Annotated in this window: 15 protein-coding genes; 11 read left to right on the forward strand and 4 right to left on the reverse strand. The window is 53.1% G+C overall.

Annotated features, from left to right (window positions below):
• Window positions 1-143: 143 nt before the first annotated feature.
• A complete protein-coding gene (locus tag AC0SZ7_RS04065) occupies window positions 144-1,133 on the reverse strand; it encodes a DNA-binding protein (protein ID WP_475503142.1) in 990 nt (329 codons plus the stop codon).
• 78 nt (window positions 1,134-1,211) lie between these two features.
• On the opposite strand from AC0SZ7_RS04065, the gene AC0SZ7_RS04070 reads away from it, so the two are divergent.
• Window positions 1,212-2,336, forward strand: a complete 1,125-nt coding sequence (locus tag AC0SZ7_RS04070) for a site-specific integrase (RefSeq protein ID WP_475503386.1) — start codon at window positions 1,212-1,214, stop codon at window positions 2,334-2,336.
• Window positions 2,337-2,978: 642 nt separating this feature from the next.
• On the opposite strand, the gene AC0SZ7_RS04075 is transcribed toward AC0SZ7_RS04070, so the two are convergent.
• The gene (locus AC0SZ7_RS04075) at window positions 2,979-5,216 is read right to left on the reverse strand and encodes a hypothetical protein (protein ID WP_475503143.1); all 2,238 of its coding nucleotides are present in this window, start codon (window positions 5,214-5,216) and stop codon (window positions 2,979-2,981) included.
• 182 nt (window positions 5,217-5,398) lie between these two features.
• Window positions 5,399-6,253, reverse strand: coding sequence for a hypothetical protein (locus tag AC0SZ7_RS04080; RefSeq protein WP_475503144.1), 855 nt, complete (start codon window positions 6,251-6,253; stop codon window positions 5,399-5,401).
• A gap of 494 nt (window positions 6,254-6,747) precedes the next feature.
• On the opposite strand from AC0SZ7_RS04080, the gene AC0SZ7_RS04085 reads away from it, so the two are divergent.
• The gene (locus AC0SZ7_RS04085; RefSeq protein WP_475503387.1) at window positions 6,748-7,173 is read left to right on the forward strand and encodes a DNA-binding protein; all 426 of its coding nucleotides are present in this window, start codon (window positions 6,748-6,750) and stop codon (window positions 7,171-7,173) included.
• Here AC0SZ7_RS04085 and AC0SZ7_RS04090 read toward each other — a convergent pair.
• Window positions 7,163-7,945: a hypothetical protein gene (locus AC0SZ7_RS04090; protein WP_475503145.1), complete on the reverse strand. Its 783-nt coding sequence runs from the start codon at window positions 7,943-7,945 to the stop codon at window positions 7,163-7,165. The two genes, AC0SZ7_RS04085 and AC0SZ7_RS04090, sit on opposite strands and share 11 nt — an antisense overlap.
• Window positions 7,946-8,228: 283 nt before the next feature.
• On the opposite strand from AC0SZ7_RS04090, the gene AC0SZ7_RS04095 reads away from it, so the two are divergent.
• From AC0SZ7_RS04095 to AC0SZ7_RS04135, 9 genes are all read left to right on the forward strand, one after another.
• Complete coding sequence (locus AC0SZ7_RS04095) at window positions 8,229-10,067, forward strand: transposase (RefSeq protein ID WP_475503146.1); 1,839 nt, start codon at window positions 8,229-8,231, stop codon at window positions 10,065-10,067.
• A gap of 99 nt (window positions 10,068-10,166) precedes the next feature.
• The gene (locus AC0SZ7_RS04100; protein ID WP_475503147.1) at window positions 10,167-11,072 is read left to right on the forward strand and encodes a TniB family NTP-binding protein; all 906 of its coding nucleotides are present in this window, start codon (window positions 10,167-10,169) and stop codon (window positions 11,070-11,072) included.
• A gap of 18 nt (window positions 11,073-11,090) precedes the next feature.
• On the forward strand, window positions 11,091-11,912 hold the full coding sequence (locus AC0SZ7_RS04105; protein WP_475503148.1) for a hypothetical protein: 822 nt from the start codon (window positions 11,091-11,093) through the stop codon (window positions 11,910-11,912).
• A gap of 454 nt (window positions 11,913-12,366) precedes the next feature.
• Window positions 12,367-12,825, forward strand: coding sequence for a hypothetical protein (locus AC0SZ7_RS04110; RefSeq protein ID WP_475503149.1), 459 nt, complete (start codon window positions 12,367-12,369; stop codon window positions 12,823-12,825).
• 866 nt (window positions 12,826-13,691) lie between these two features.
• Window positions 13,692-14,486, forward strand: a complete 795-nt coding sequence (locus AC0SZ7_RS04115; RefSeq protein WP_475503150.1) for an NYN domain-containing protein — start codon at window positions 13,692-13,694, stop codon at window positions 14,484-14,486.
• A 232-nt stretch (window positions 14,487-14,718) separates the two neighbouring features.
• Complete coding sequence (locus AC0SZ7_RS04120) at window positions 14,719-14,973, forward strand: DUF3077 domain-containing protein (protein WP_475503151.1); 255 nt, start codon at window positions 14,719-14,721, stop codon at window positions 14,971-14,973.
• Window positions 14,974-15,952: 979 nt separating this feature from the next.
• Window positions 15,953-18,265: an AAA family ATPase gene (locus tag AC0SZ7_RS04125; protein WP_475503152.1), complete on the forward strand. Its 2,313-nt coding sequence runs from the start codon at window positions 15,953-15,955 to the stop codon at window positions 18,263-18,265.
• A complete protein-coding gene (locus AC0SZ7_RS04130; protein ID WP_475503153.1) occupies window positions 18,262-20,163 on the forward strand; it encodes a UvrD-helicase domain-containing protein in 1,902 nt (633 codons plus the stop codon). Before AC0SZ7_RS04125 ends, AC0SZ7_RS04130 begins: the two co-directional genes overlap by 4 nt.
• Before the next feature lie 172 nt (window positions 20,164-20,335).
• Complete coding sequence (locus tag AC0SZ7_RS04135; RefSeq protein WP_475503154.1) at window positions 20,336-20,944, forward strand: hypothetical protein; 609 nt, start codon at window positions 20,336-20,338, stop codon at window positions 20,942-20,944.
• Window positions 20,945-21,067: the final 123 nt, after the last annotated feature.

Genomic DNA, 21,067 nt, shown 5'->3' on the forward strand with positions numbered 1-21,067 from the left:
GCTGTCTACTCTGGCAGTGCAAGCCAACGCTGGCTTCGTCCAGCATGGTCGGTAAGCGGCATTCACCGCCGCCGTGGGTAAGGTCATTGAGGTATTGCTGGCGCTAGTCCTGGAAGGTAAGTCGCTCCTGCGGCTCACGCCGGTCAAGAACGCTGACGCCGTTTCTGCTGCAGGGCATCGCGCAGCTGGCCTAACTGCATGTCCAGGGTCTCCGCACGGGCCTCGTGGGCTGCCGCGCTACGCTGCACCTCCCCCAGTTCCACCTCCACGCGCTGCAGACGGTCCTGCAAGACCTGGCGTTGCTCGCCCGTCTGCTGGGCGGTGAGGCGTGCCTGATCCCGCTGTTCGGACAGTGCCACACTCTGCGCCTGAGCCGTGCTGCGCTGTTCACACGCTTCGGCCAGTGCCTTCTGCGCTACCGTCAGGGTATGTTGCATCCCGTGCAACTGGCCCTGGCTGTCCTTGAGTTGGGCGCTCAGGCCCTTGCTCTCTTCGCGAGCTCGATCAATCTCACGATAGGCGCGGTCTTCGACATCACGGGTATAACGCTGTTGCTCAAGGCGCGCCTGTTCGGCCTGTTCGCGACTATCGTGCAACTGCTGCCGGACCTCGGCCACATGCGCTTGGGATTCATCACGCTGCGTCTGCAGCTCGTCGCGTTGCGCGCGCAGGTCTTCGATTTGCGCTTGGCGCTGGACCAGCAGTTGCTCAAGATCGGCCAAACGCGTTTCTACGCGTTGCCTTGCGGTGACGGCGTCAGCCGCCTGCTTATGTGCCTGAGCCACCTCCAGCCTGGCGCGGGCATCCAGCGCACTAAGCGCTTCGCGCTCCTCGGCCAGCACCTGACGCTGGGTATCCAGTGCCTGCTCGGCGAGACCATGCGCCATGAGGGTCGCCTGCTGCCAAATGGCAACGAACGCCTGCGCCACTTCCGGAGGCAAGCCGGGTAGCCGCGTTTCGCCACGCAGGCGCACGGCCAATTGCTCCCACCATTGATCCAACAGGGCGCCGACCCGAGCCGGGCTACCCCTTCCTAACTCACCACGCACGCGCTCTACGGTAGGCCGTTCACCGCGTGCCAACACCGCATCCGCTGCAGCAAACACTTCGCTTTCCGGTACACCTACGGCCATGGCCACAGCTCTCCGCAATTAGGTATGATAATGAAATGTTATCCGACGTTATATTATCGAAACTGGAATTATAATGCGTTGAACGTAACAAATATTACAGATCAGTTTTTACTGCTCGATGAACCGCCTCTGGACCCTCATTTTCTTGCGCTTAGCGCCCAGGAAGCGGCTGCAGCGTTCGTCGCCGCCGGTACGGCCGCCAATACGGTGCGCAGCTATCGCAGCGCCCTCGCCTACTGGTCGGCCTGGCTGCAGCTGCGCTATGGCCTGGTGCTGGGCGAGACACCGCTGCCGGCGACGGTGGCTGTACAATTCATCCTCGACCACCTGGCCCGGCCGCTCGCCGACGGCACCTGGACCCACCTGCTGCCGCCAACGATCGACGCTGCACTGGTCAGCGCCCGGGTCAAAGCCAAAGCCGGGGCACTGGCCTACAACACCGTCAGCCATCGGCTGGCGGTGCTGACCAAGTGGCACCGACTGCATGACTGGGACAGTCCCACCGAGGCGCCGGCGGTGAAAGCCTTGCTGCGTGAAGCCCGCAAAGCACAGTCGCGGCAAGGCGTGGCGGTGCGCAAGAAGACCGCGGTGGTGCTCGAACCCCTGCAGGCGATGCTCGCGACCTGCAACGATGGCGTGCGCGGAATCCGCGACCGCGCCCTCCTCCTCCTGGCCTGGAGCGGTGGCGGTCGACGGCGCTCGGAAGTAGTGGGACTGCAGGTCGGCGACGTGCGCCGGCTGGACGCCGACACCTGGCTGTACGCCTTGGGCGCGACCAAAACCGATACCGGCGGCACGCGCCGTGAAAAGCCGCTGCGCGGCCCGGCAGCTCAAGCGCTGACGGCCTGGCTAGCGGCAGCTCCCGCTAGCAGCGGCCCGCTGTTTCGGCGGCTGTTCAAGGGCGGCAAGGTGGGCACGACAGGGTTATCGGGCGACCAGGTGGCACGGATCGTCCAGCGCCGCGCTCAGCTGGCCGGGCTTGAGGGAGATTGGGCGGCGCACAGCCTGCGCTCGGGGTTCGTTACCGAAGCCGGCCGCCAGGGCGTCCCGCTGGGCGAGGTGATGGCCATGACCGAGCACCGCAGCGTCAGCACGGTAATGGGCTACTTTCAGGCAGGTGCGCTGCTTGGTAGTCGTGCCAGCGAGTTGTTGAACACCCCCTCTCCTCCAGAGGACAGCAAAGACGAAGGCGAGGATGGCTAACACCTGCGCCTAGACTCCCCGACTATCGCTCACCATTTTGCTGCACTCCACTATCGCGGAAGAAAGGCATATGAGAGAAGCGCTCGGACCGAGCATGATGGAATTCGTCGCAATAATCCTCCTGGCCTGAATGCACGGCCTGATGCTAGCGGAGGGGGTGGGACCGGCCATTCTTGCCTTGGCCGGCATGTCGAAATTCTTGGCGCTACGCGCGACCTTCGATCCTACGCCCGCGGTCGCTGAGAACAAATTTATCCACCTTCACTAACATCACCGCCGTGCACAACAGCGCGAGCACTGCGGACCGGCCTCGCCCCATCAAGATCTGCGCGCAGTGCAGGACCTGCGTGTAGCATCGCGGTCCATCTTCGGCCCGGAAAACCCACCGGCGTCTGTGCTTCGGCAATATCCGCTGCCCAAAGGAAATCAACCTGCCCCACACGCCGCCAGGCAGGCCGGCGCCATCCACCTTGCCGCCCTGGTGCGATTAGTGGGCGTGACATTGTGTACCTTGCCCGACTCCGCTTATTTGCTGGCAAAGTCGGTCAACGCTTGGTTTGGCGGCGAACTGGGAACCCGTCGCTCAGTGAGGGGGTGATCGAAGTGACGATACATGTAGCTGCCGAGCCGAGCGTGAGAGACTCAGTCCGCAAGGAACATAGCGGTAAACTCGTAAGGCGCATGCCAGGTTTCCAACATACGTCCCACGACCACGCAACGCGTCTTGCCGGAGTCAGCGAGGGCATCTTGAGCGAACGTCAGCGCTTCTTCGCGACGCGTGCCGCTGCGCGCTTGCGGGTAGACATAAAAGCCCACCACATTATCGCTGTAGGGGGCCGACACGATCGCGAGTCCACGGGGCTGTTCAGCATCATTGGGGTTGGTCGCCATCGCTTGGGCGAGGGACAAGAGGTCGTCGTCCAGGTTTTCACCAGCATGGTAAGCAATGTCGAGCAAGGCCATGCAAACTGTCGTCCACCCTTGGCGCCCCCGACGCTGTGCCTCCCGTACTACACAACGCACTGACTCGGGCAATTGCAGCCTTGGCTTGGGAAGATCAACTCCGGCATCTCGACTGGTGTAATAACGATCAATGGGCGCAGACATACCGGAAATGGCGAAAGCTGTGCCAGGACGTGCAACATCCCCCATTCCAAAAGCGGTTTGCAAATAGAACCCGAGATAATCCAGCTCGTCACCCAGCAGCTCTGCAGAGCGCTGAATCGAACCGCGGCGTGCTAGATAATGAAGGATGTACGCCGGCTCCTCCAGAATATCGACCACGCAGCCTAGGTCGGCGAGGTTCATGGTCGGAGCCAGTGTCAAGGATGCCGGCACCCAACCCGCACCCTTGAGCACCGACTCGCAATTGGCGAGAATGGAAAAATCGTCAAGGGTCACCGACAGTCGAATCACTTGGTCGATAGCTGTCGCATCAATCTCCAGCGGGGTAAGGATGCCTTGGCTGACGGCATCGCCGTCCCGCGCAGCGTCGATCACCTCCTCCAAACGTGCGGACTGGACAGCCGGGTCAACCAGCAACTCTTGAACATGGCGTTTGACCCGTTCTGGCGCTCCCCGCAACCCCTGCGCACTCAGCGCCGCAGACTTCGCTTCGACAATGAGAACTGTGCGGTCGAGCACCAGCAACACATCCGTCTCGTAACGGTCTGCGCCAATGGACCACTTAACCCCTGCCTGTACCCGGGCAGCGGGCAAAGCTTTGCGCAGCAACTCGCAGACTTTTGTTTCCAAGTACTCGGCACGAGTCCGGGACATTTTCGTTTTCACCGCCGGTGGCAATCGCTCCAACAGTGTACGCATGACTATGTGGATCTGACTGAAGACCAAATGCGGCATAGGGAGCAGATACTCCTTTCCATCTTTGATGCAGGGTGCTGACCAGATAGGGTTGCCCATAAAAAAATGCAAAATGGAGTCAGCACTCAAGCTCCCCGGCGTATAAGACAACTGGTCCAGTGCTCGAAGCACGATCTTCTGATCGCGCCCCGCCGCGACTGCGATGCGCTCAGGATCCACCACCAGTAACAGGACCAGTTGCCGGTCAGCATGAGCCCACAAGTTCATGGCCACTTGTTCGCGACTGACCGTGTCCGGTAAATGCTGTAGGTACTCCTCGGGATCGCCTACAGCAAAATCGCCCTCACGATAAAAAGCGCGCACCATATCGTCCAGAGTTTCGCAGCGTAATACAGCGACGAGCCGCTGCAGCCGCGCAGAGCCGCGCTGCTCGACATCGACCAGTGCGGCCTTAGCGATGTCGATCAGATCAGTTGCGCTAAAGCCATAGACCGCTTTTACGTCACTGTCGAGCGGGCCGTAGAGTTCGCGTGCGATGCGCAGGACTGTGCCGTGGTACCCCCAGTTCCGGACGAATTGGGTGTGTCCACGCACGCGCTCTAGCAGCAACAGTCGCGCACGTTCTTCCGTCGTAGTCGCTTTAGCCAATGTGACATACCGAGCGTGATAGAAGGCGTCTGCCAGTGCACTCAAGTCGTCGATCAGTTGCTGAACCTCGACAGGCTCAGCAGGACGGTGCCCCCATTGATCAACGGGCAAGGTCAAGATCAGCGCTTGCAATAGCTCAACATGCGGTTGTGAGATGCCCTTCAGTAACCCTTCAGACCTCACACCTTGGTCGTCAACCGGCGCCTGCAACCCGTTGATCGCAACCACCGCCAGTAAGTGCAGGGGATAGCAACATTGCAGCAATGCGCATACTCGATCACACAAAATTGGTAGCAGTCTTTGACTCTCATATCCCTGCGCGACCAATTGCGCACGCAAGGCGTTAGGCTCCATCACGCTATAGGGATGAATAGTCCACTGCCCACCGGCTAATTCCGGCACATCACTCATAGCAGATATTTCCTTGTGTCTGGTTGTGGCGACGACCTATGAGCGCGAGATCTCGCTCGGCAGTACGGTTGAACAGACCTACCGGCATTGCATGGAGGTAGGCGCTCTACTGCTGTGGCGTGCGTTCCGGCAGCAGAAACGATATGCCGGTACGCCCGTGCCTCCTTGCTCAGGAAAAGCCATCAATTTCGCCGAAAAGGTATCTTGGAATCTGCCACCGGTGCCGTGAACCCGGCTTCGCACAAAACTAACTCAATCAGCTCTCGAAACCAGGGACTGGCCGCAGGAGAGATCAACACCGATTGGATTAACTTCCTGGCATCCAGAGCGACCTTGCTGCCCGCCTCCGCACGTCGGCTGCAAGGGTCCACAGAGCCCGATGGGTACATGATAAACCGAAGCTCCTTTTCGAACTCATAGAATCGACTTTTCTGGAAAAACACCTGCTTGGGGTCATCGCTGCCGACAAGGTCATTTTGGTAATCCCGGTAACTTACGATGCCTGCATGAAGGTCCAAATGATCGGGGCAGTGCAGGGAGCTGACCGCCGCCCCTAAGGTCGATTGAACACACACCGCCGCCGTACCCCCGCCATAAATCTTCCACATGGCCATACTCTCCACACCGCCAGCATCGGTGTGCCAGCAACTCACATCCACCCAGTGCGAAACCGCCTCAAAGATAGCTAAATGCGTCGGGTAGTCTCCGGCCCGCACTGGGCCCAATACGGTATTCACCGTTCGCTCATCAAATTGAGCGCGAGCACGGTTGGCAGCAGTCTTTTCGTCCAGTGCTAAGCGATCAGATCCCCTAGGCGCGGGCCACACCCCGTTGACCACATGCTCGAGCGTGTCCGCCATACCACTGCCCATAAAGCTATCCAGATCCGTGGGCATGCCTTCGAGCAGATCCTCAAAGGAACTAGCCTTGGCGAAAAACAGGTACTGTTGATGAATCAACGAGAGAAATTTGGCCAAGTCCATGTAGCGGTAAATTTTCATGTTCGGGCTTAGCCCCAAGGCCGCAGTGTACGCCATGACAAATCCTTGAATGATCCACCGTGACTATCAATAATAGCTGACACAATCGGCCTTGGATGCTTACACGGAAGATCCCAGACAACCTCTAAAGCTACTAACGCATCCTATTATAAAGCGACAGCCGATTAACGACGCGGGCAGTCAGACTGATGCAATAACCACTCATGCTGATGGGCGAAACCAGGGGCAGAAGGTAACCAGATAACGGTAAACGTCAGGCAACGCCACGGTTAAGATTTCGCTATAGCGATAGCGTACAATGCTAGTGGGAATGCCTATTCAAATAACATTGGTATTCACAAAAAGTTGCGTAATAGTCAGCCACACACATCCCATCCACATTCTCAATACAGTAGCCAAGTAACGGCCTAATGCCATAATCACCTGAGGTTGACGATTCATGCACATGTCAGCCATAAATTTGACGGCATTGACTTGAAAATATCGTTTAGGCATAATGTTTAGAGTCGTACACTGCAGAGTGCAAGATGATGAAAAGCAAAATAACCGAAACTGATGTTGCACGGGCCATCCAACGCTTGAAGGCTAGAGGCATGAAAGCAACTCTAAACTCCATTAGAGCAGAACTGGGAAACCAAGGCTCCAAAACTACAATTCTACGAATGGTAAAGTCGCTTAACGCGCAAAGTGAAACCGCTAATTCCCCAAGTGTTTCAGACGTCGACACTAGCAACCTGCTTATTAGTCACCACCTTTACGTAGACGAACCCTCTGCAATAGCTGAAAGGTTTTTCAGCATAGAATCACTAGGAGAAGCCAGGGTGATTGTTACCCAGCTATGCTTAACTATACAAAATTTGAAAAATGAACTGGCAAACTGTCAATCTAATAATGAAGCTTTGCGGTCGTCGCAAAAGCAAGCATTAGAAGCACTACGTGCATCCATTAAGCTGTAGATGTGCGCGGACAGCATCTATATACTTTTCTCTCTATGCGCTTTAGTTGCTTCTCGCCATTTGCATTCTCAGCCCGCCCTCCATTTTGTCTCGCATCTAAATGATTTGCAAGATCCAAGCGATCCTGCCAGCCCATCTCCCTGATAACACCGCGCCATGTAAGCCAAACATCCGAACTATCTCTTCCTCTCGGGCTAAAGTAGCCTGCGCACACTACCCTCCAGAATCTCACAGTTCCACGTACTTCAAAACAGGCAGACTCAAAGCCAAGTACCCCTGCCGTTTCTACAGCGCCAAACACTAAACCAGACAACTCCTCTTGCAGCCCACTCCACTTCTGCTCGATGATTAGCTGCGCAAAGCTATCAAGAGCATCCTGATACACCTGAAAGCCTTGGTACTCACCCAGCACGCTAACTGTCGCAACAATTATCGCTAGCCTATCGAAGCTGCGGTATTTCTGTAGCTCTTTTAACGAATAATAACATAGGCACTCAGGCGCAATTCCGTAAGTATTGAGGATTTCAATTCGCGTAGATGCGTCACAGTTCTCTCTGAGAAGGGACCACAGTGGGTGGCTATATACCTCAACTGCTTGAGGGCATATACAAAGGAGTTGGCTGAAAGTGCTATGCTGAGGCTGATGCCCCCTCAAGAACAACCTCCACGGTTTTGGATCAAGAGATCCTGCTTCTACACCGTTGAATTGCTCAAACCAACGAGCCAGAGCGTAACCGGTGCTAGAAATACCTGCCTCGCCTGCGATGGTCATGGCCACCGCCCTCACTTTCAAGTAGTCAACCTGCTGCTTACGTGGTCTTGGCACATCATACTCCTTAATCGGGATATCACGTTTACACATCATTTCTCAATGCGCGGCGTGCATAATTCTTCAATATGTTGATTTTCAAAGGTTTTCCGAAAATTATTTCGTTGTTTTTTGCCTCGTGACTCCTCAATTGCAGACCCCCTAGAATGGTACACATCAGCTTCAGTGTACCGTTATTCGTGATTCAATGTGGGTAAGCCTGGTTGGAGAGAGAGGGAGATTCGCAGTGGATCAGCTTTTAGAAATTGGAGATTACGTAATCGTACATGGCGTGCTTGCTGTAATTTCTAAAAGGCTTGGCGCTGAAGACCTAACTGTAAGGGAATACGAGTCGGGTTCGTCATACGATGTGACCATAAGTGATATCAGGGCGATCCCCAGGTCAACATCCAAGCACGTCGAAAATCTTCGATTAGACCCAGCAGATCCTTCAGTAGCAGCACGTTTAGTGCAAGCTGCTGAAAGAGCTCAAGTGATTATGCGATTCAGAAGAAACGAATTGAACGCAAACCAAAGCGCTGAGCTATTAAGCCTAAAAAAAAGCCAGTTTTATAAACTCGCTAGCCGTTACAGTGAAGACTTTGGCCCAACTAGCATCACCTGCCAAGCCACTGGACCGAAAGTGGGCTATTTCAGAATCAGTGAGCGTGCACGTGAGATAATTTCTGAGTGCTTTAAAAGATATTACAACGGACCAGCAGCAAGTTATTCAGCGGTTTGGAAACAGGTTCAGGCACAGTGTTTCAATGAGGGGTTGCAATGTCCAGGCCTCGGAACCGTTACGCGATTAATCAAAATGCGCGACCCAAAAGAAATTGAAATGAAAAAAAATGGCCCGGATGCAGCACGTCAGAAATATGAGCCGCGGCCTGGAATAGTGAAAGCGGACGCCCCGCTAAGCGTTGCGCAAGTCGACCATACAAGGGTGGATTTGCTTCTGCGCGCCGAGCACGACAGGACAATAATTGTCGGCCGCCCCTGGGTTACTTTGATTATTGATATATATACCCGCGTTATTCTTGGCTACTACATTTCAATGTTTGCGCCCTCGTTGATCTCGGTACAGCAAAGTTTCGGGATGGCCGCGCTCCCTAAAAAAATGGGCTATTTTTTCAGCGGCCCCGATTATGTGGAGTACCCTTACTACGGCCTGCCGCAAATACTCATGATGGACAATGCTAAGGAGTTCAGATCCTTAACAGTTCGCGCGGCACTGCGCAAATACGGAGTTGAACCAGAATACAGAAAACCTTATAAGAAACACATGGGAGGGCACATCGAACGCTTGATTGGCACGTTCATGACTACAGCCGTACATTTTCTGCCCGGCGCGACATATTCGAATCCTCAACAGCGCGGTGATTACAACAGTGAAAAGTTATCGTCACTTACATTCAGCGAGTTCGTGACTTGGTTTGCAGGGCAGGTCATGATCTACCATGGCACGGTGCACACAGAACTCAAAAAATCGCCAAAAGATACTTGGGATGGATATTTCAACTCCAAAAACGCAGCTCCGCAACTGATTACCAACCCCCAGCAACTTTATATCGACTTCCTGCCAGAGCAGCAGAAACCGGTGCACAATCGCGGCATCCTCATGAATGCCAACAGATATTACTCCCCCGACATAAGCAAGTTTCAAGGTCGCGGAAAAATCACAGTAAAATTTGATCCGTACAACCTAGATCAAATCTGGGTCAAAGCGGGCGATAACTATGTAAAAGTTCCAAAAATAACCGGCGACCATGATTTTATAAGCTATGAAAGTTATAGATGCAACCGGGAATTCAACAAGTCCGATCCACCGGGAACTATCACTGATCCTGATGCTCTCCGCCAAGTCCAAAAAAATAACGACTTGGTGAAACAGAGCAAAAAAAGCACGCGCGCAGCCAGCGCGATGAACAACGCTGCGGAGGCTAAGCGGCAGCACAACCACACCATAAACTCGGGACTGCCCAAAGGTCTCTTCCCGGACTTAATCAATCATCAGCCGCATAACAACACTCAAGATAACGTAAATTTTTCCGTGCCTCCAACGCTTTTCGACGCAACAGATTGAATGGCCTCAGACAATATAACCACAAAACGATTGTTTTACCGACCCACTTTCATTGTAACGATTGCTATGAATGTAACTCCAACCCAAATGGAACTAATGATGACAGAATCATCCGACAACAAAACTAATCCAACATATTCAGACACCCATATAAGGGAGTCGCGGAAGCACTTGTTAAAACTGAAGCCTGAACAAAGAATTGCGATCTGTCTAGAAGATGTATTTCTCGAGTATCCAGCTGTGGATTCCATTCTGAAATCAATGGAATTCATGCTTCAGTCCAAAAATAAAATTCAAGCTCCTTGCATGCTAGTCTGGGGCGAAGGTGGGTATGGAAAAACTAGTTTAATCAATAAAATTAAAGAAAATAGCTCCACGCACTCGAGCAATCTAGTTTTCATGAGCATGCGGCAAACGCCTGAAAACTATAATTTTCGCGAGCTACTATTTCAGGCGTTTGCCATCCCGCTCACCAGAAAATATAGTGGCTTTAATGCCTCAAAGGAGTTCGCACGAACCGTGGCACACAACAACATTAAAGGCATTGTAATTGACGAAATTCACGACGCTCTTACATTGACACCTTTTCAGCAACGAGCAAACTTATCTCTGCTAAAAAATCTCTCGGGGGAGCAATTCAATCTCAGTGTTTTTGCTTTTGGTACTGAGAAGGCGAGCGAAGCACTTCGGCTGGATACCCAACTCGAGAGGCGCTATCTGCAGTGGCCGCTACAGAAGTGGCAGCTTGACGAAAGTTTTCGCTCCTTTCTACTAGCCTACGAACGCACCTTGCCGATAAAACATGAGTCAAGAATATGGGATGAGAAAAACTCAAAAATGATACTCAAAACATCAGCAGGCATCATGGATAATGTTGCAAAAATAATCCAAGTAGCTGCAGCTGAAGCGATACGTAGCGGGCAGGAAAAAGTAACTGCAGAAATCATAGGGCAGGCTTACCAACTTGCACCGCACTATGGAATATCCCTTATGCAACCTCACTAAAACCATAGTGATAAGCCCTTGGATAAATTTCGCAAAGTAATTCAGTCAATTTATGATGACTTGCAACTACCAACTCCCCAGATTTCGCAGTGGATTCGCGAGATTCAACTGTATCATAAATCTAATAGCTTGAGATTTCCGTTATTGGTGTGCGGACAATCAGGAAGCGGGATTTCGATGGTTTTGTCTCGTGCAACTGAGGAATTGAAATTGATGAGCGCAAATATTGTAGTATTGCACCGTCAAGACTTTTCCCTCCACTCGCCATACCAAATGCTACTTCATTATTACGGATTTAGACCGTCCGACAGTACACGATGCACATCATCCTCTGGACTGCCTTATTTCATTAGTACACTTTTGGCGATGGCAAAGCCAGAAATTGTCATCGTTGACGATTTTCTCAACGGGGTTGTAGAAAAAAAAGATATTTCCACGCACATGAGTCAATGGGCCACGTTGGCAAAGGAATTCCCGCGGACATCGTTTATTCTCGGCAATACGTACCTGCCAAACGTACCGTGGATATCCAGCTGGCCCGAGCACAGAGCACTTCATATTGATGAGTGGCCTCCAGGCCAGTCATTTAACGCCTATCTCGCAACATTATCCGATCTCGTACTGAGTTTATATGGTGTGCGGCTGAATTTGCCAAAATACCAAAACCAGATCTACCAACACTGCCAAGGAAACACTGGTAATTTGATCCGCCACACGCAACAACTTGTTATAAATTTAATACTAAATCACCAGTCAAGTATGCTAGGCATTTATGCCAGCAAAAAGCTTGAACAGCTAATCGAAGACAGCGGGAGGATTTTTTTTGCTGCCAACATTTGAAGAGGAATCTTTTTCTTCACTCCTAACAAGGCAGCCGTTTTCTGTTCAAACGGCTAAAGCTATAGGCTATAAATCCAGGTCCTATGAACTCGAGGGGGACCCTGATTTTGACCAGTCCAACAGTCAATTCGACGCCGCGCTTCCTCCCAATATAGTTACACCTCAGGACTACTGGATTATACCGCACACTGTGGCCGACTTCGTATGCATGGAGTGCTTGGCATCATATTTGAAGCAATACCATGCATTACGGTTTCTAAAGGCTTGGCGCCATGTGGCATGCCCATTTTGTAGTGCTCACGACAGGTTGCTGGATTGCTTTCCTCCCAGAACTATCGACTTAATGCATTACATAACCAGCAAACCCGCTTCGCTTCGCACCTCCTTACCCGAAAGTACCCTTCGGAATATTGCCTGTACCGCTAAAGCAATCTATCAAAACCTGACTGACACAATGAAACTCGAAAACACTGATAACGCTCAACAACGGTTCAAAGCATTTAAGTACATACTTGAGTTATTTCTTCACGCACAGTGCGATTCCGGCGGGATCGCGTCGTTCTTCATGAGTGCTCCAAGAGCCCGCAATATTCAATGGAAGACACTAAGCTGGCAGGCAAGCTTTCAAATTGGCGCTGTAATCAGCAACGCTCTGGAGCGAGCTTGCGCAATCATTATGTTTCACGCGATCTCCTCAGATAACGCAGAAAAATTGACCGATCCAATAATTGATAGCATTTCAAAATTTGGCTACTGCTATTCACTTGCACCCAATTCAATAGGAAAGTTAAGCCGAATAGTACTGAATAATTCAGACCCTGCCATTGCAATGAGGCTATCCGGGTTCTCCGAGGTACTTAAGTGCATCGCCTATCAGAGTTTTCTTGAAGGGTTCCTAAATGCAAAACATTAGAGTAACCCACCTTCGACTAGGTTACTTAGACCTAGGGTTCCCGGTCTACAACCCATTTAAAACAGAAATTTTTACACCGAAATTGATATTGCGTTACGACGTATGCCTCGGAATAGTCATAGCGGGCGGAATAATACGACACCAAACCTTTCACGATATAGCTAGGAAGGTCCTTCTTCGGCTGCACAGCAATTTTTTGCTCAGCCCAAAACTCTCCAAAAATTCTGGTGACTTTAGTTTTAATTGGTTCTCAGCTTGTAATGTTTCACCTGCTTCAAAAGTTCACATTACAGAAAATCAACCTCCTCCCCTCCAAGACCTAAACCTCAGCGAGGCCTTCCAAAGCCTGCCTCTTTTCTACTTGCGCTTGTTACTAGAGCGCAATCTGAAACTTATTGATCTAGAGCAGTTTGTATTGATTACCCTCAAAGAACGTAATGAACACTGGCGATTGCTAAATCCCGCGATCTAAAAAGCATGGGACGCGGCCAGGAGCGTCTCCCTCCTTAATGAGTGGAATTCTCGTCGATCTCAGAGAAAAATTTCCGCTCATTAACGGTCAATTTGTGGAAAAGGTAGTGAAATCAACATTTTGAGGTTTTCCGTTGATCTTCAGATGCTCACAGGTCTGCTCCACCCAAACCTCTGCAATCTCGCGCCGGCTGGCGTCCTGTGAGAGCTGGCTTGCCAGCGAGCTTCTTATGCGCCGCTACGCGAAATCTGCACAACCACCTGGGCAACCACCGCCAACATTTCACCCAGCGCCCAATCCCGTAGCCGCTGCCAAAGGCTGCGCTGGCCAGCCGCATCACCACACCTACCATGGTGTACTGTAACCCCAGCCCCCACGCCATCAAGGACGCCCAATGGCCACCCACGGAATCAGCACCACCCAAAAACACCTGGCCGTCCTGATCGACGCCGATAACGCCCCAGCCGCCATCGTCGAAGGCCTCTTCGAGGAAATCGCCAAATACGGCGTTGCCAGCGTCAAACGCATCTACGGCGACTGGACCGGCCCACAACTGGGCGGCTGGAAAAAAGTGCTGCTCGACCATTCCATCCAGCCCATCCAGCAATTCGCCTACACCAAGGGCAAGAACGCCACCGACAGCTCGCTCATCATCGACGCCATGGACTTGCTCTACACTCGACGCTTCGACGGCTTCTGCCTGGTGTCCAGCGACAGCGACTTCACCCGCCTGGCCTCACGGCTCCGCGAAGAAGGCTTGACCGTGTACGGCTTCGGCGAGGAAAAAACGCCCAAGCCGTTCGTGGCCGCTTGCGACAAGTTCATCTACATCGAACTGCTGCGTGAGGAAGTTCCGCCGGCGCTGAGCCCTGAACCATCGGTTGAGTCAGCCGTGGTGCCGGATGCCGCTAAAACGGTTGCCGCAGAAAAACCCAAGAAGCCCAAGGCGCCCATTGGGTTTATCACCAAGATCCTGGACGACATTGCCGATGAGGATGGCTGGGCGCAGTTGGGTGCCCTGGGCACTAACATTACGAAGCTGCGGCCGGAGTTTGATCCTCGGACTCATGGGTTCAAGAAGTTGAGTGATTTGATCAAGGCTTATCCGCAGGCGTTTGAGTTGCAGGCCCGGGGTGGTTCTGGGGGGGCTACTACGATGTATGCGCGGCATAGGGTGCCGAGTAAATAAGCGTGCATTCTCGAAGTGTCATACTGTCAGAATTATCCTCAGAAATTGCCTACAAATTCGCCGATAACTGAATAATTAGCTTACATTTTCTCGCTTGTGCCCTACCGAACAGATGACTAACCTCCCCTCGCCGCTTACACAGCGGCCGGGTTTGGTCACCCGCTCACTGGAGTTTTCCGTGGCTATGCCTTGTTGGCTGGCCACACGGTCTATCTTCATAGGAATTTTTATCGTGAGTGACGTAGTGGAAACAACCAGCCTGCCCTTCGGGATGCTGGACTCTCGGCAGCAGGCGTTTTTTAGTGTGAACCCTGGGATAAGCCTGGATGATGCACTAAGTCATTTGTCGCATTTGTTGAAATGCGCATATGAGGCGGCTTATGAGTTGACTGATGGGGATGGGAGTTCGAAGGGATTGGTTTGGTCGGCGTTGCATCATATTGAGGGGGCTAAGGGGTTGGTGGATGCGTTGATTGCGTTGAAATAGCGCGCACGTGGTGCTGTATTTGGTTCTTCGCTTCTAGTTGGAGCAGTAATCTCATGTGCCTTGAAAGTTTGGGGCGCATGAGCCAGTCAAAACATCTACATCTCAAGTAGTGGTCATCTGATCTCGGACTCTGGGTTAAGTTTTGGGCAGCCCTAGGCGGTAACCCTTTGTTGAACTGGTGCGGGCGTTACCAGCCGCCATACGGTGTGCATACAGGCCGATCACTGCTGTCACATATATGATGCTTCGACTGCCAGCTGTGCTGCGGCTCTGGGTTCGTAACTCATTCATCCAAGCGCGGAAAGCGGGCCATCCAACATCCGATGTTCGTCATTTGCGACAGTGTGTGTAATAGCAAGATCGGGAGAGTTCAAAAAAGAGCACAAGAGATCAACCGGCTGCTGTGAACGGAGTTGTTCGACTAACGCGAGCGCTCGTGGTCCTCGACCGTCAGGGCACCTTCGCGTAATGCTATGCGACAGAGGAATGCGATCGGCACGTCAAGCCACGCGTCGTAGATCACCTACAGACTTGCCTGGGGCCTCACTCGCGTACCTAATCGCACCGAGTTTCGTGGAGCACTAACCCGAAAAGCGCGATTTGGTAGATGGAAAGCACAGGGGCTGTGAGATGCTAGAGCCTTCACACAAACGTTCAGCAAACCCAGTCACAAAATCAGCCATGTCGTGCCGATCATCCGCTGGCTTGCAGTCAAGTGCATAGAAAAAGATGCAGCCCTCAATCCCATCACACCGCCACGCGCCAAGTAGGTAAAGCAGACGCCTCAGACTTGAGACTCATGCCGTTACCAGCAAAATCTCCTTGGCGTCAGACTTCTGCTTAAGTAGTCTAGGACACTTCGCTCCAGCGATCGGCTAATCAGCACGCAGCCATCTGGTGTCTGGCAACCGCTCAGGTAAGGTTCAACGACCTAGGCAGACCTACTCCCTCGCCCTCTGCATTTTTCAAAGATGAATCTATGCGTATCCAGCACCTGGAAATTGCGAATTTTCGCAAGCTGAAGTCTGTCAGAATCGATCTGGCCGCCGAAACGACGCTCCTGGTGGGCGCCAACAACAGCGGCAAGTCCTCAGCGATGTTGGCGTTGCGCAAGTTCTTGGTGAAGCCCACTACATTCAGACTGCAAGATTTGACTCTCTGCCATATAGCCACGCTTGACGCTATTGGGCGTGAATGGGAGCAAGCAGAAGAAGGCTTTGCGATTCAAGAGGCTAATACCTGGGCTGACTGGCTGCCGACGCTCGACGTGTGGATACATGTAGCTCAAGGTGAGCTCCATCATATTCGCGATCTGATTCCCAATTTTTCCTGGTCTGGTGGAATGGTCGGAATGCGGTTTCGATTGGAACCGGACGACCTACCCACGCTTTACACCGATTATCGAAAAGAGCGTGCTCGTGTGGCCACACTCCTTCAGGAGATCCAGAATCAGGCTGAGCAAGGACAACAGCGCCCTACCCTACAGCTATGGCCGCAGAGTCTTCATGACTATTTAAACCGGCGCTTGGTCAAGTCGTTCAAGGTGCGTTGGTATCGGCTTAATCCGGAAATGCTTTCTGCACCGTGTGCCGAAAACCGGACAGCGATTCTCCAAGCGCTGGCTGACACGGCTGTGCCACTTGAGCGTAATCCACTCCTCAGTCTGATCCGGGTTCATGAGATCAATGCTCAGCGCGGCTTCGGAGACAGTGCCGATGAGGGGCAAGACGACAGTAAAACGGGAAGTGGCAGGAAGTTGTCTGAGCAGCTGCGAACCTACTATCGCCGCCACCTCGATCCTGGCGACAGCCCAGACGTATCGGATCTTGAAGCGCTCAGGGCCATTGAAGCTGCCCAAAGCGCTTTTGACACCAGGCTAACAACCAGCTTTGCGCCCGCGCTTAGAGAGGTTGCAGGGCTTGGATACCCGAACCACAGCGATCCCAGCATCAAAGTGGCAACCCGCCTCGGCCCAACTGATGGCTTAGATCATGAGGCAGCAGTTCTGTTTGAGTTAGACTCGGTTGCAGGTGCGCCCGGAAAGCCTCGCTTAACGCTTCCAGAGACATCGAATGGGCTGGGTTACCAAAATCTGATCTCCATGATCTTCCGGCTCATGGCATTTCGTGACAACTGGCTGAGGAAGTCCCGAGTCCCCGAAGAACGTACCACTGCGAACGTCGAACCCATACACCTTGTGCTGGTTGAGGAGCCTGAGGCGCACCTGCACGTTCAAGTCCAGCAAGCGTTTATAAAGCATGCGTACCACGTGCTGTGCAACGACCCGGTGCTTGAGGAATTTCCTAACCTGAAGACCCAACTGGTCGTCAGCTCCCACTCAAGCCACGTCGCTCACGAAATCGAATATGAACACCTGCGCTACTTCCGGCGGCTACCATCCGGCATGGCAGGCATACCCATTCCTGTTTCGACCGTTTCCAACCTGAGTACCGTATTTGGCCAAACAGGCAAAACTAAAGAGTTCGTCACACGGTACCTGCGAGCGCACCACGCCGACCTGTTCTTCGCTGATGCTGTGATCTTGGTGGAAGGCGCTGCAGAGCGAATGATCCTGCCCCATTTCCTGCGGCAACACTTCAAATTCCTAGACCAGTGCTACATCACCATCCTGGATATTGGCGGAAGTCATGCTCATCGACTGAGGCCTTTAGTGGATGCACTGGGTATCGCCACGTTGGTCATCACCGATCTCGACGCCGGGAAAGACAAAGCTGCACAACCAGTGGCTAGGGGCGCAGAACAGATTACTAACAACCCGACTGTTCGTCACTGGATGCGAGTGAAGGGGCTCAGTCATGATGTGGACACGCTGCTCGATCTGGCGGATGAGCATAAGGTTGAGGAGATCGATTCCCTTTACTCGATCAGAATCGCGTATCAAACCCCTATCTCGGTTCAATTGCCGAAGACCGGTGCCCAGGATGAAGTTCTGCCAAATACGTTTGAAGACAGCTTGGCATTAACCAATCTCCAGTGCTTCACGGGAACTCCTCGACGTGGATTGATGCGTGCTTTCAGCCAGGCTATCCAGGAGGCTGGAACAGGGCAAGCTTTGGGCTCAGCCCTGTTCGATGCACTGCGCACGGGCGACAAAGCCGAATTCTCACTTGAGGTGCTCGGCGACCCGGTCTTCGGTCAGCTTGCTGTACCTGCCTACATCCATGAAGGTCTGACGTGGTTGCAGTCCAAGCTGGAGTTCAAGCGCAAGGATTTACTGGTCGTCCCTGCCGCGATCGTTGAGGTAACAGAGATCGTTGGGGGGGCAGAATGAGCCCCGCGACTACTGAGTCCCCCGCTGATGTCCGTGATGTCCGTGATGTCCGTGATGTCCGTGATGCCGATGAGGTGATCCGAGAGTGCTTGGACTTGGATCATCCGAAAAGCTTCTTCCTGTACGCCGGCGCAGGATCAGGGAAAACACATTCCTTGGTTACGGCGGTGAGTGAACTGAAGTCCCGAGAGCACAAACGGCTTACGTTTGAAGGGCGTCAGGTTGCAATCATCACCTACACCAACGCGGCGTGCGAGGAGATTGCACGTCGTCTGGAGCATGACCCCTTGGTGGTCGTTTCAACCATCCATGCGTTTTCATGGCGAATGATCCAGGGCTTCAATGACGACATCCGTGAGTGGCTTCGCGTCAAACTTGGCGAAAGCATTGAAGAGCTGAACGAAAAGCTCGGCAAAGCCCGAGATCTGAATAACAAAACGGCTCGTGCCAATCGCGCATCGCTTGATAGTAAAACGAGGCGGCTGGCTGCCTTGGATGAAGTCGTCAGTTTCACGTACAGCCCCACCGGAGAGAACCGAGGGCGCCAAGCGCTGAACCACGCGGAGGTTGTCCAGATGGCGGCTGCATTTATTCAACGCCCTCCTTTGCTGGACGTTATGGCCGATCAGTACCCGGTGCTTCTGATCGATGAAAGCCAGGATACCAATGGCGCGCTCATGGACGCGTTTCTGACCGCTCAATCGCTTATCCCTGCACGGTTTTGCCTGGGGCTTCTGGGCGACACCATGCAACGAATTTACAACGATGGGAAAGAACACCTAGAGCGGGCTATTCCCGATGACTGGGCTATCCCCGAGAAACCCGTAAACCGCCGGTGCCCCACCAGGGTCGTTGAACTCATCAATGTCATTCGCAGCGCTGCCGATGATCATCAACAGACTCCAAAACCCGCCGCGATACGAGGTGCCGTCCGCCTGTTCTGTACTCAGCAAGCGGCGGACGCAGGCTTTGGGTTGGAGAGCCGGATTGCCGAGCGTATGGCGCAGATTACGGGCGACCAGCATTGGGCGGCTGGAACCTCAGAGCGCAAGACGCTAATCCTTGAGCACAAAATGGCAGGCAGACGTCTCGGCTTCGAGCGGGTTTTCACGCCTCTTTATGCAGTAGAGCATCTACGCACCGGTTTGCTGGATGGAACGCTACCGGTACTCAAACTCTTCTTTGAGGGCGTCATGCCTATCTTGTCCGCTGCAGATGAGAGCGAATTCGCTCTGATGGAAGCTGTAAGGTTGATATCCCCTCTGCTGGACAGCGACCGCATGAAAGCGGCCCCTGATCAGTTGGCATTGCTTCAGCAGGCAGGTATGGGCTGTCAAACACTGTGCGGGCTATTCGCCGACAACAATCCATCCTTGGCCGATGTCGTGTCCGCACTAGTAGACACAAGTCTGCTCGAAATACCGGAGCGGCTCCTGACGGCCTTTGCACAAGGCGTTATCGACGAGGAACCGCCGGATACCATTGACCGTGAGGCTCTTGAGGTGCATGCGTACCGTGTGCTTCTGGGGCGGCCTTACTCTGAGATGGCTGCGTTCGCGGGATACGCAGAAGGCCTGTCTCCTTTCGATACGCATCAGGGGGTGAAAGGCTTGGAGTTTCCAAGGGTCATGGTTATTCTCAACGATGAAGAGGCAGGAGGATTCCTGTTCAGCTACGAGAAGCTGTTAGGCGTTAAGGCGCCCTCGGACAACGACATCAAGAATCAACAGGCAGGCAAGGACGATGCCCTTTCTCGGACGCGACGCTTGCTGTACGTCACTTGCAGCAGGGCTGAAGAAAGCCTCGCCATTGTCGTATACACCTCGCAGCGTGAAACCGCCATGCAGCGCGCTATCGAGGCCGGTTGGTTTGCTCCTGAAGAGGTTGAGTTACTGTGAACATAATGGGTCGCCGAACCCTTGTTTGTCTCAGGTTCGCATCAGAAGTGACTGAAACGCTTACCGTTGTGTGGGGCATGAGACTGCCACCGTTCCTCGGTTTGCAGTTCAGTACATACTCCAGGCAAGAAAACCTCTGCACCCCAGAAAATCAATCATCGCAAGGAAATGCATGTCATTGTTCGAAAAGTTCTTCCCGGCATTCCATCGCAAAAAACCTGATAGCTACGAGACCCAATTTTCAGGTGCCCTGAAGAGAACGAAGCGCTGGGGACTGCAGCGCCCTGAGTTCGTCTCATCATCTGACCGATATCTTAGCGATCAAAATGCAGCTGAAATCGGGCAATGTTGGATCGATACCTTTCCAAATGAGCGACCACAGGATTTCGCGGGCAAGTGCTTCCAGGCTACTGGAGCAATTCAAACCCCACTGGAAGACCTGCTCGGGATCCCGCTGTTCTTCACGTTGGGCTACGTGCATTTTAACGGCCAACCTGTTTTTCACACACCCACGGGCAAGCTCAAGCCGATGCTCAAGCAAAACTTGAGCTTTCAGCAAGTTAACTTGCATGCTTGGTTGACGCTACCCAGCCACGAGATCATCGACCTGACGTTCCTCACGACAGTTGGGGTCGTGAACAATATTTCAGATTACATTGGCCGTGCTTGCGTCTCACACCCCGAAAGCCTCCCGGAAGAGATCGTCTACCACCCGCAATTAGTTGGAGACGACTTTTTGAGAAAAACAGGGGTGCTACTGGAGGGAGTTCTGCTGTTCTAGATCGTGTTGCTGAGGTCGCAGCGTGCCAGCCACCGTAAAGGCGCAAATCGCTATCGAGCGCACAGTCATGGAGGTTGGCCGGGGATGCTGCCAGAGCCAGCAGATCAGCATGATCTCATCAGA

Source organism: Pseudomonas sp. JC1203 (assembly GCF_056175065.1).

What these genes read in the sequence shown, in the direction of transcription:
- AC0SZ7_RS04065 (WP_475503142.1), bottom strand. Translation starts at nt 1,133, where the DNA reads ATGGCCGTAGGTGTACCGGAAAGCGAAGTGTTTGCTGCAGCGGATGCG.
- AC0SZ7_RS04110 (WP_475503149.1), top strand. Translation starts at nt 12,367, where the DNA reads ATGAAACTCGAAAACACTGATAACGCTCAACAACGGTTCAAAGCATTT.
- AC0SZ7_RS04125 (WP_475503152.1), top strand. Translation starts at nt 15,953, where the DNA reads ATGCGTATCCAGCACCTGGAAATTGCGAATTTTCGCAAGCTGAAGTCT.
- AC0SZ7_RS04090 (WP_475503145.1), bottom strand. Translation starts at nt 7,945, where the DNA reads ATGACCATCGCAGGCGAGGCAGGTATTTCTAGCACCGGTTACGCTCTG.
- AC0SZ7_RS04100 (WP_475503147.1), top strand. Translation starts at nt 10,167, where the DNA reads ATGACAGAATCATCCGACAACAAAACTAATCCAACATATTCAGACACC.
- AC0SZ7_RS04130 (WP_475503153.1), top strand. Translation starts at nt 18,262, where the DNA reads ATGAGCCCCGCGACTACTGAGTCCCCCGCTGATGTCCGTGATGTCCGT.
- AC0SZ7_RS04135 (WP_475503154.1), top strand. Translation starts at nt 20,336, where the DNA reads ATGTCATTGTTCGAAAAGTTCTTCCCGGCATTCCATCGCAAAAAACCT.
- AC0SZ7_RS04080 (WP_475503144.1), bottom strand. Translation starts at nt 6,253, where the DNA reads ATGGCGTACACTGCGGCCTTGGGGCTAAGCCCGAACATGAAAATTTAC.
- AC0SZ7_RS04085 (WP_475503387.1), top strand. Translation starts at nt 6,748, where the DNA reads ATGAAAAGCAAAATAACCGAAACTGATGTTGCACGGGCCATCCAACGC.
- AC0SZ7_RS04075 (WP_475503143.1), bottom strand. Translation starts at nt 5,216, where the DNA reads ATGAGTGATGTGCCGGAATTAGCCGGTGGGCAGTGGACTATTCATCCC.
- AC0SZ7_RS04115 (WP_475503150.1), top strand. Translation starts at nt 13,692, where the DNA reads ATGGCCACCCACGGAATCAGCACCACCCAAAAACACCTGGCCGTCCTG.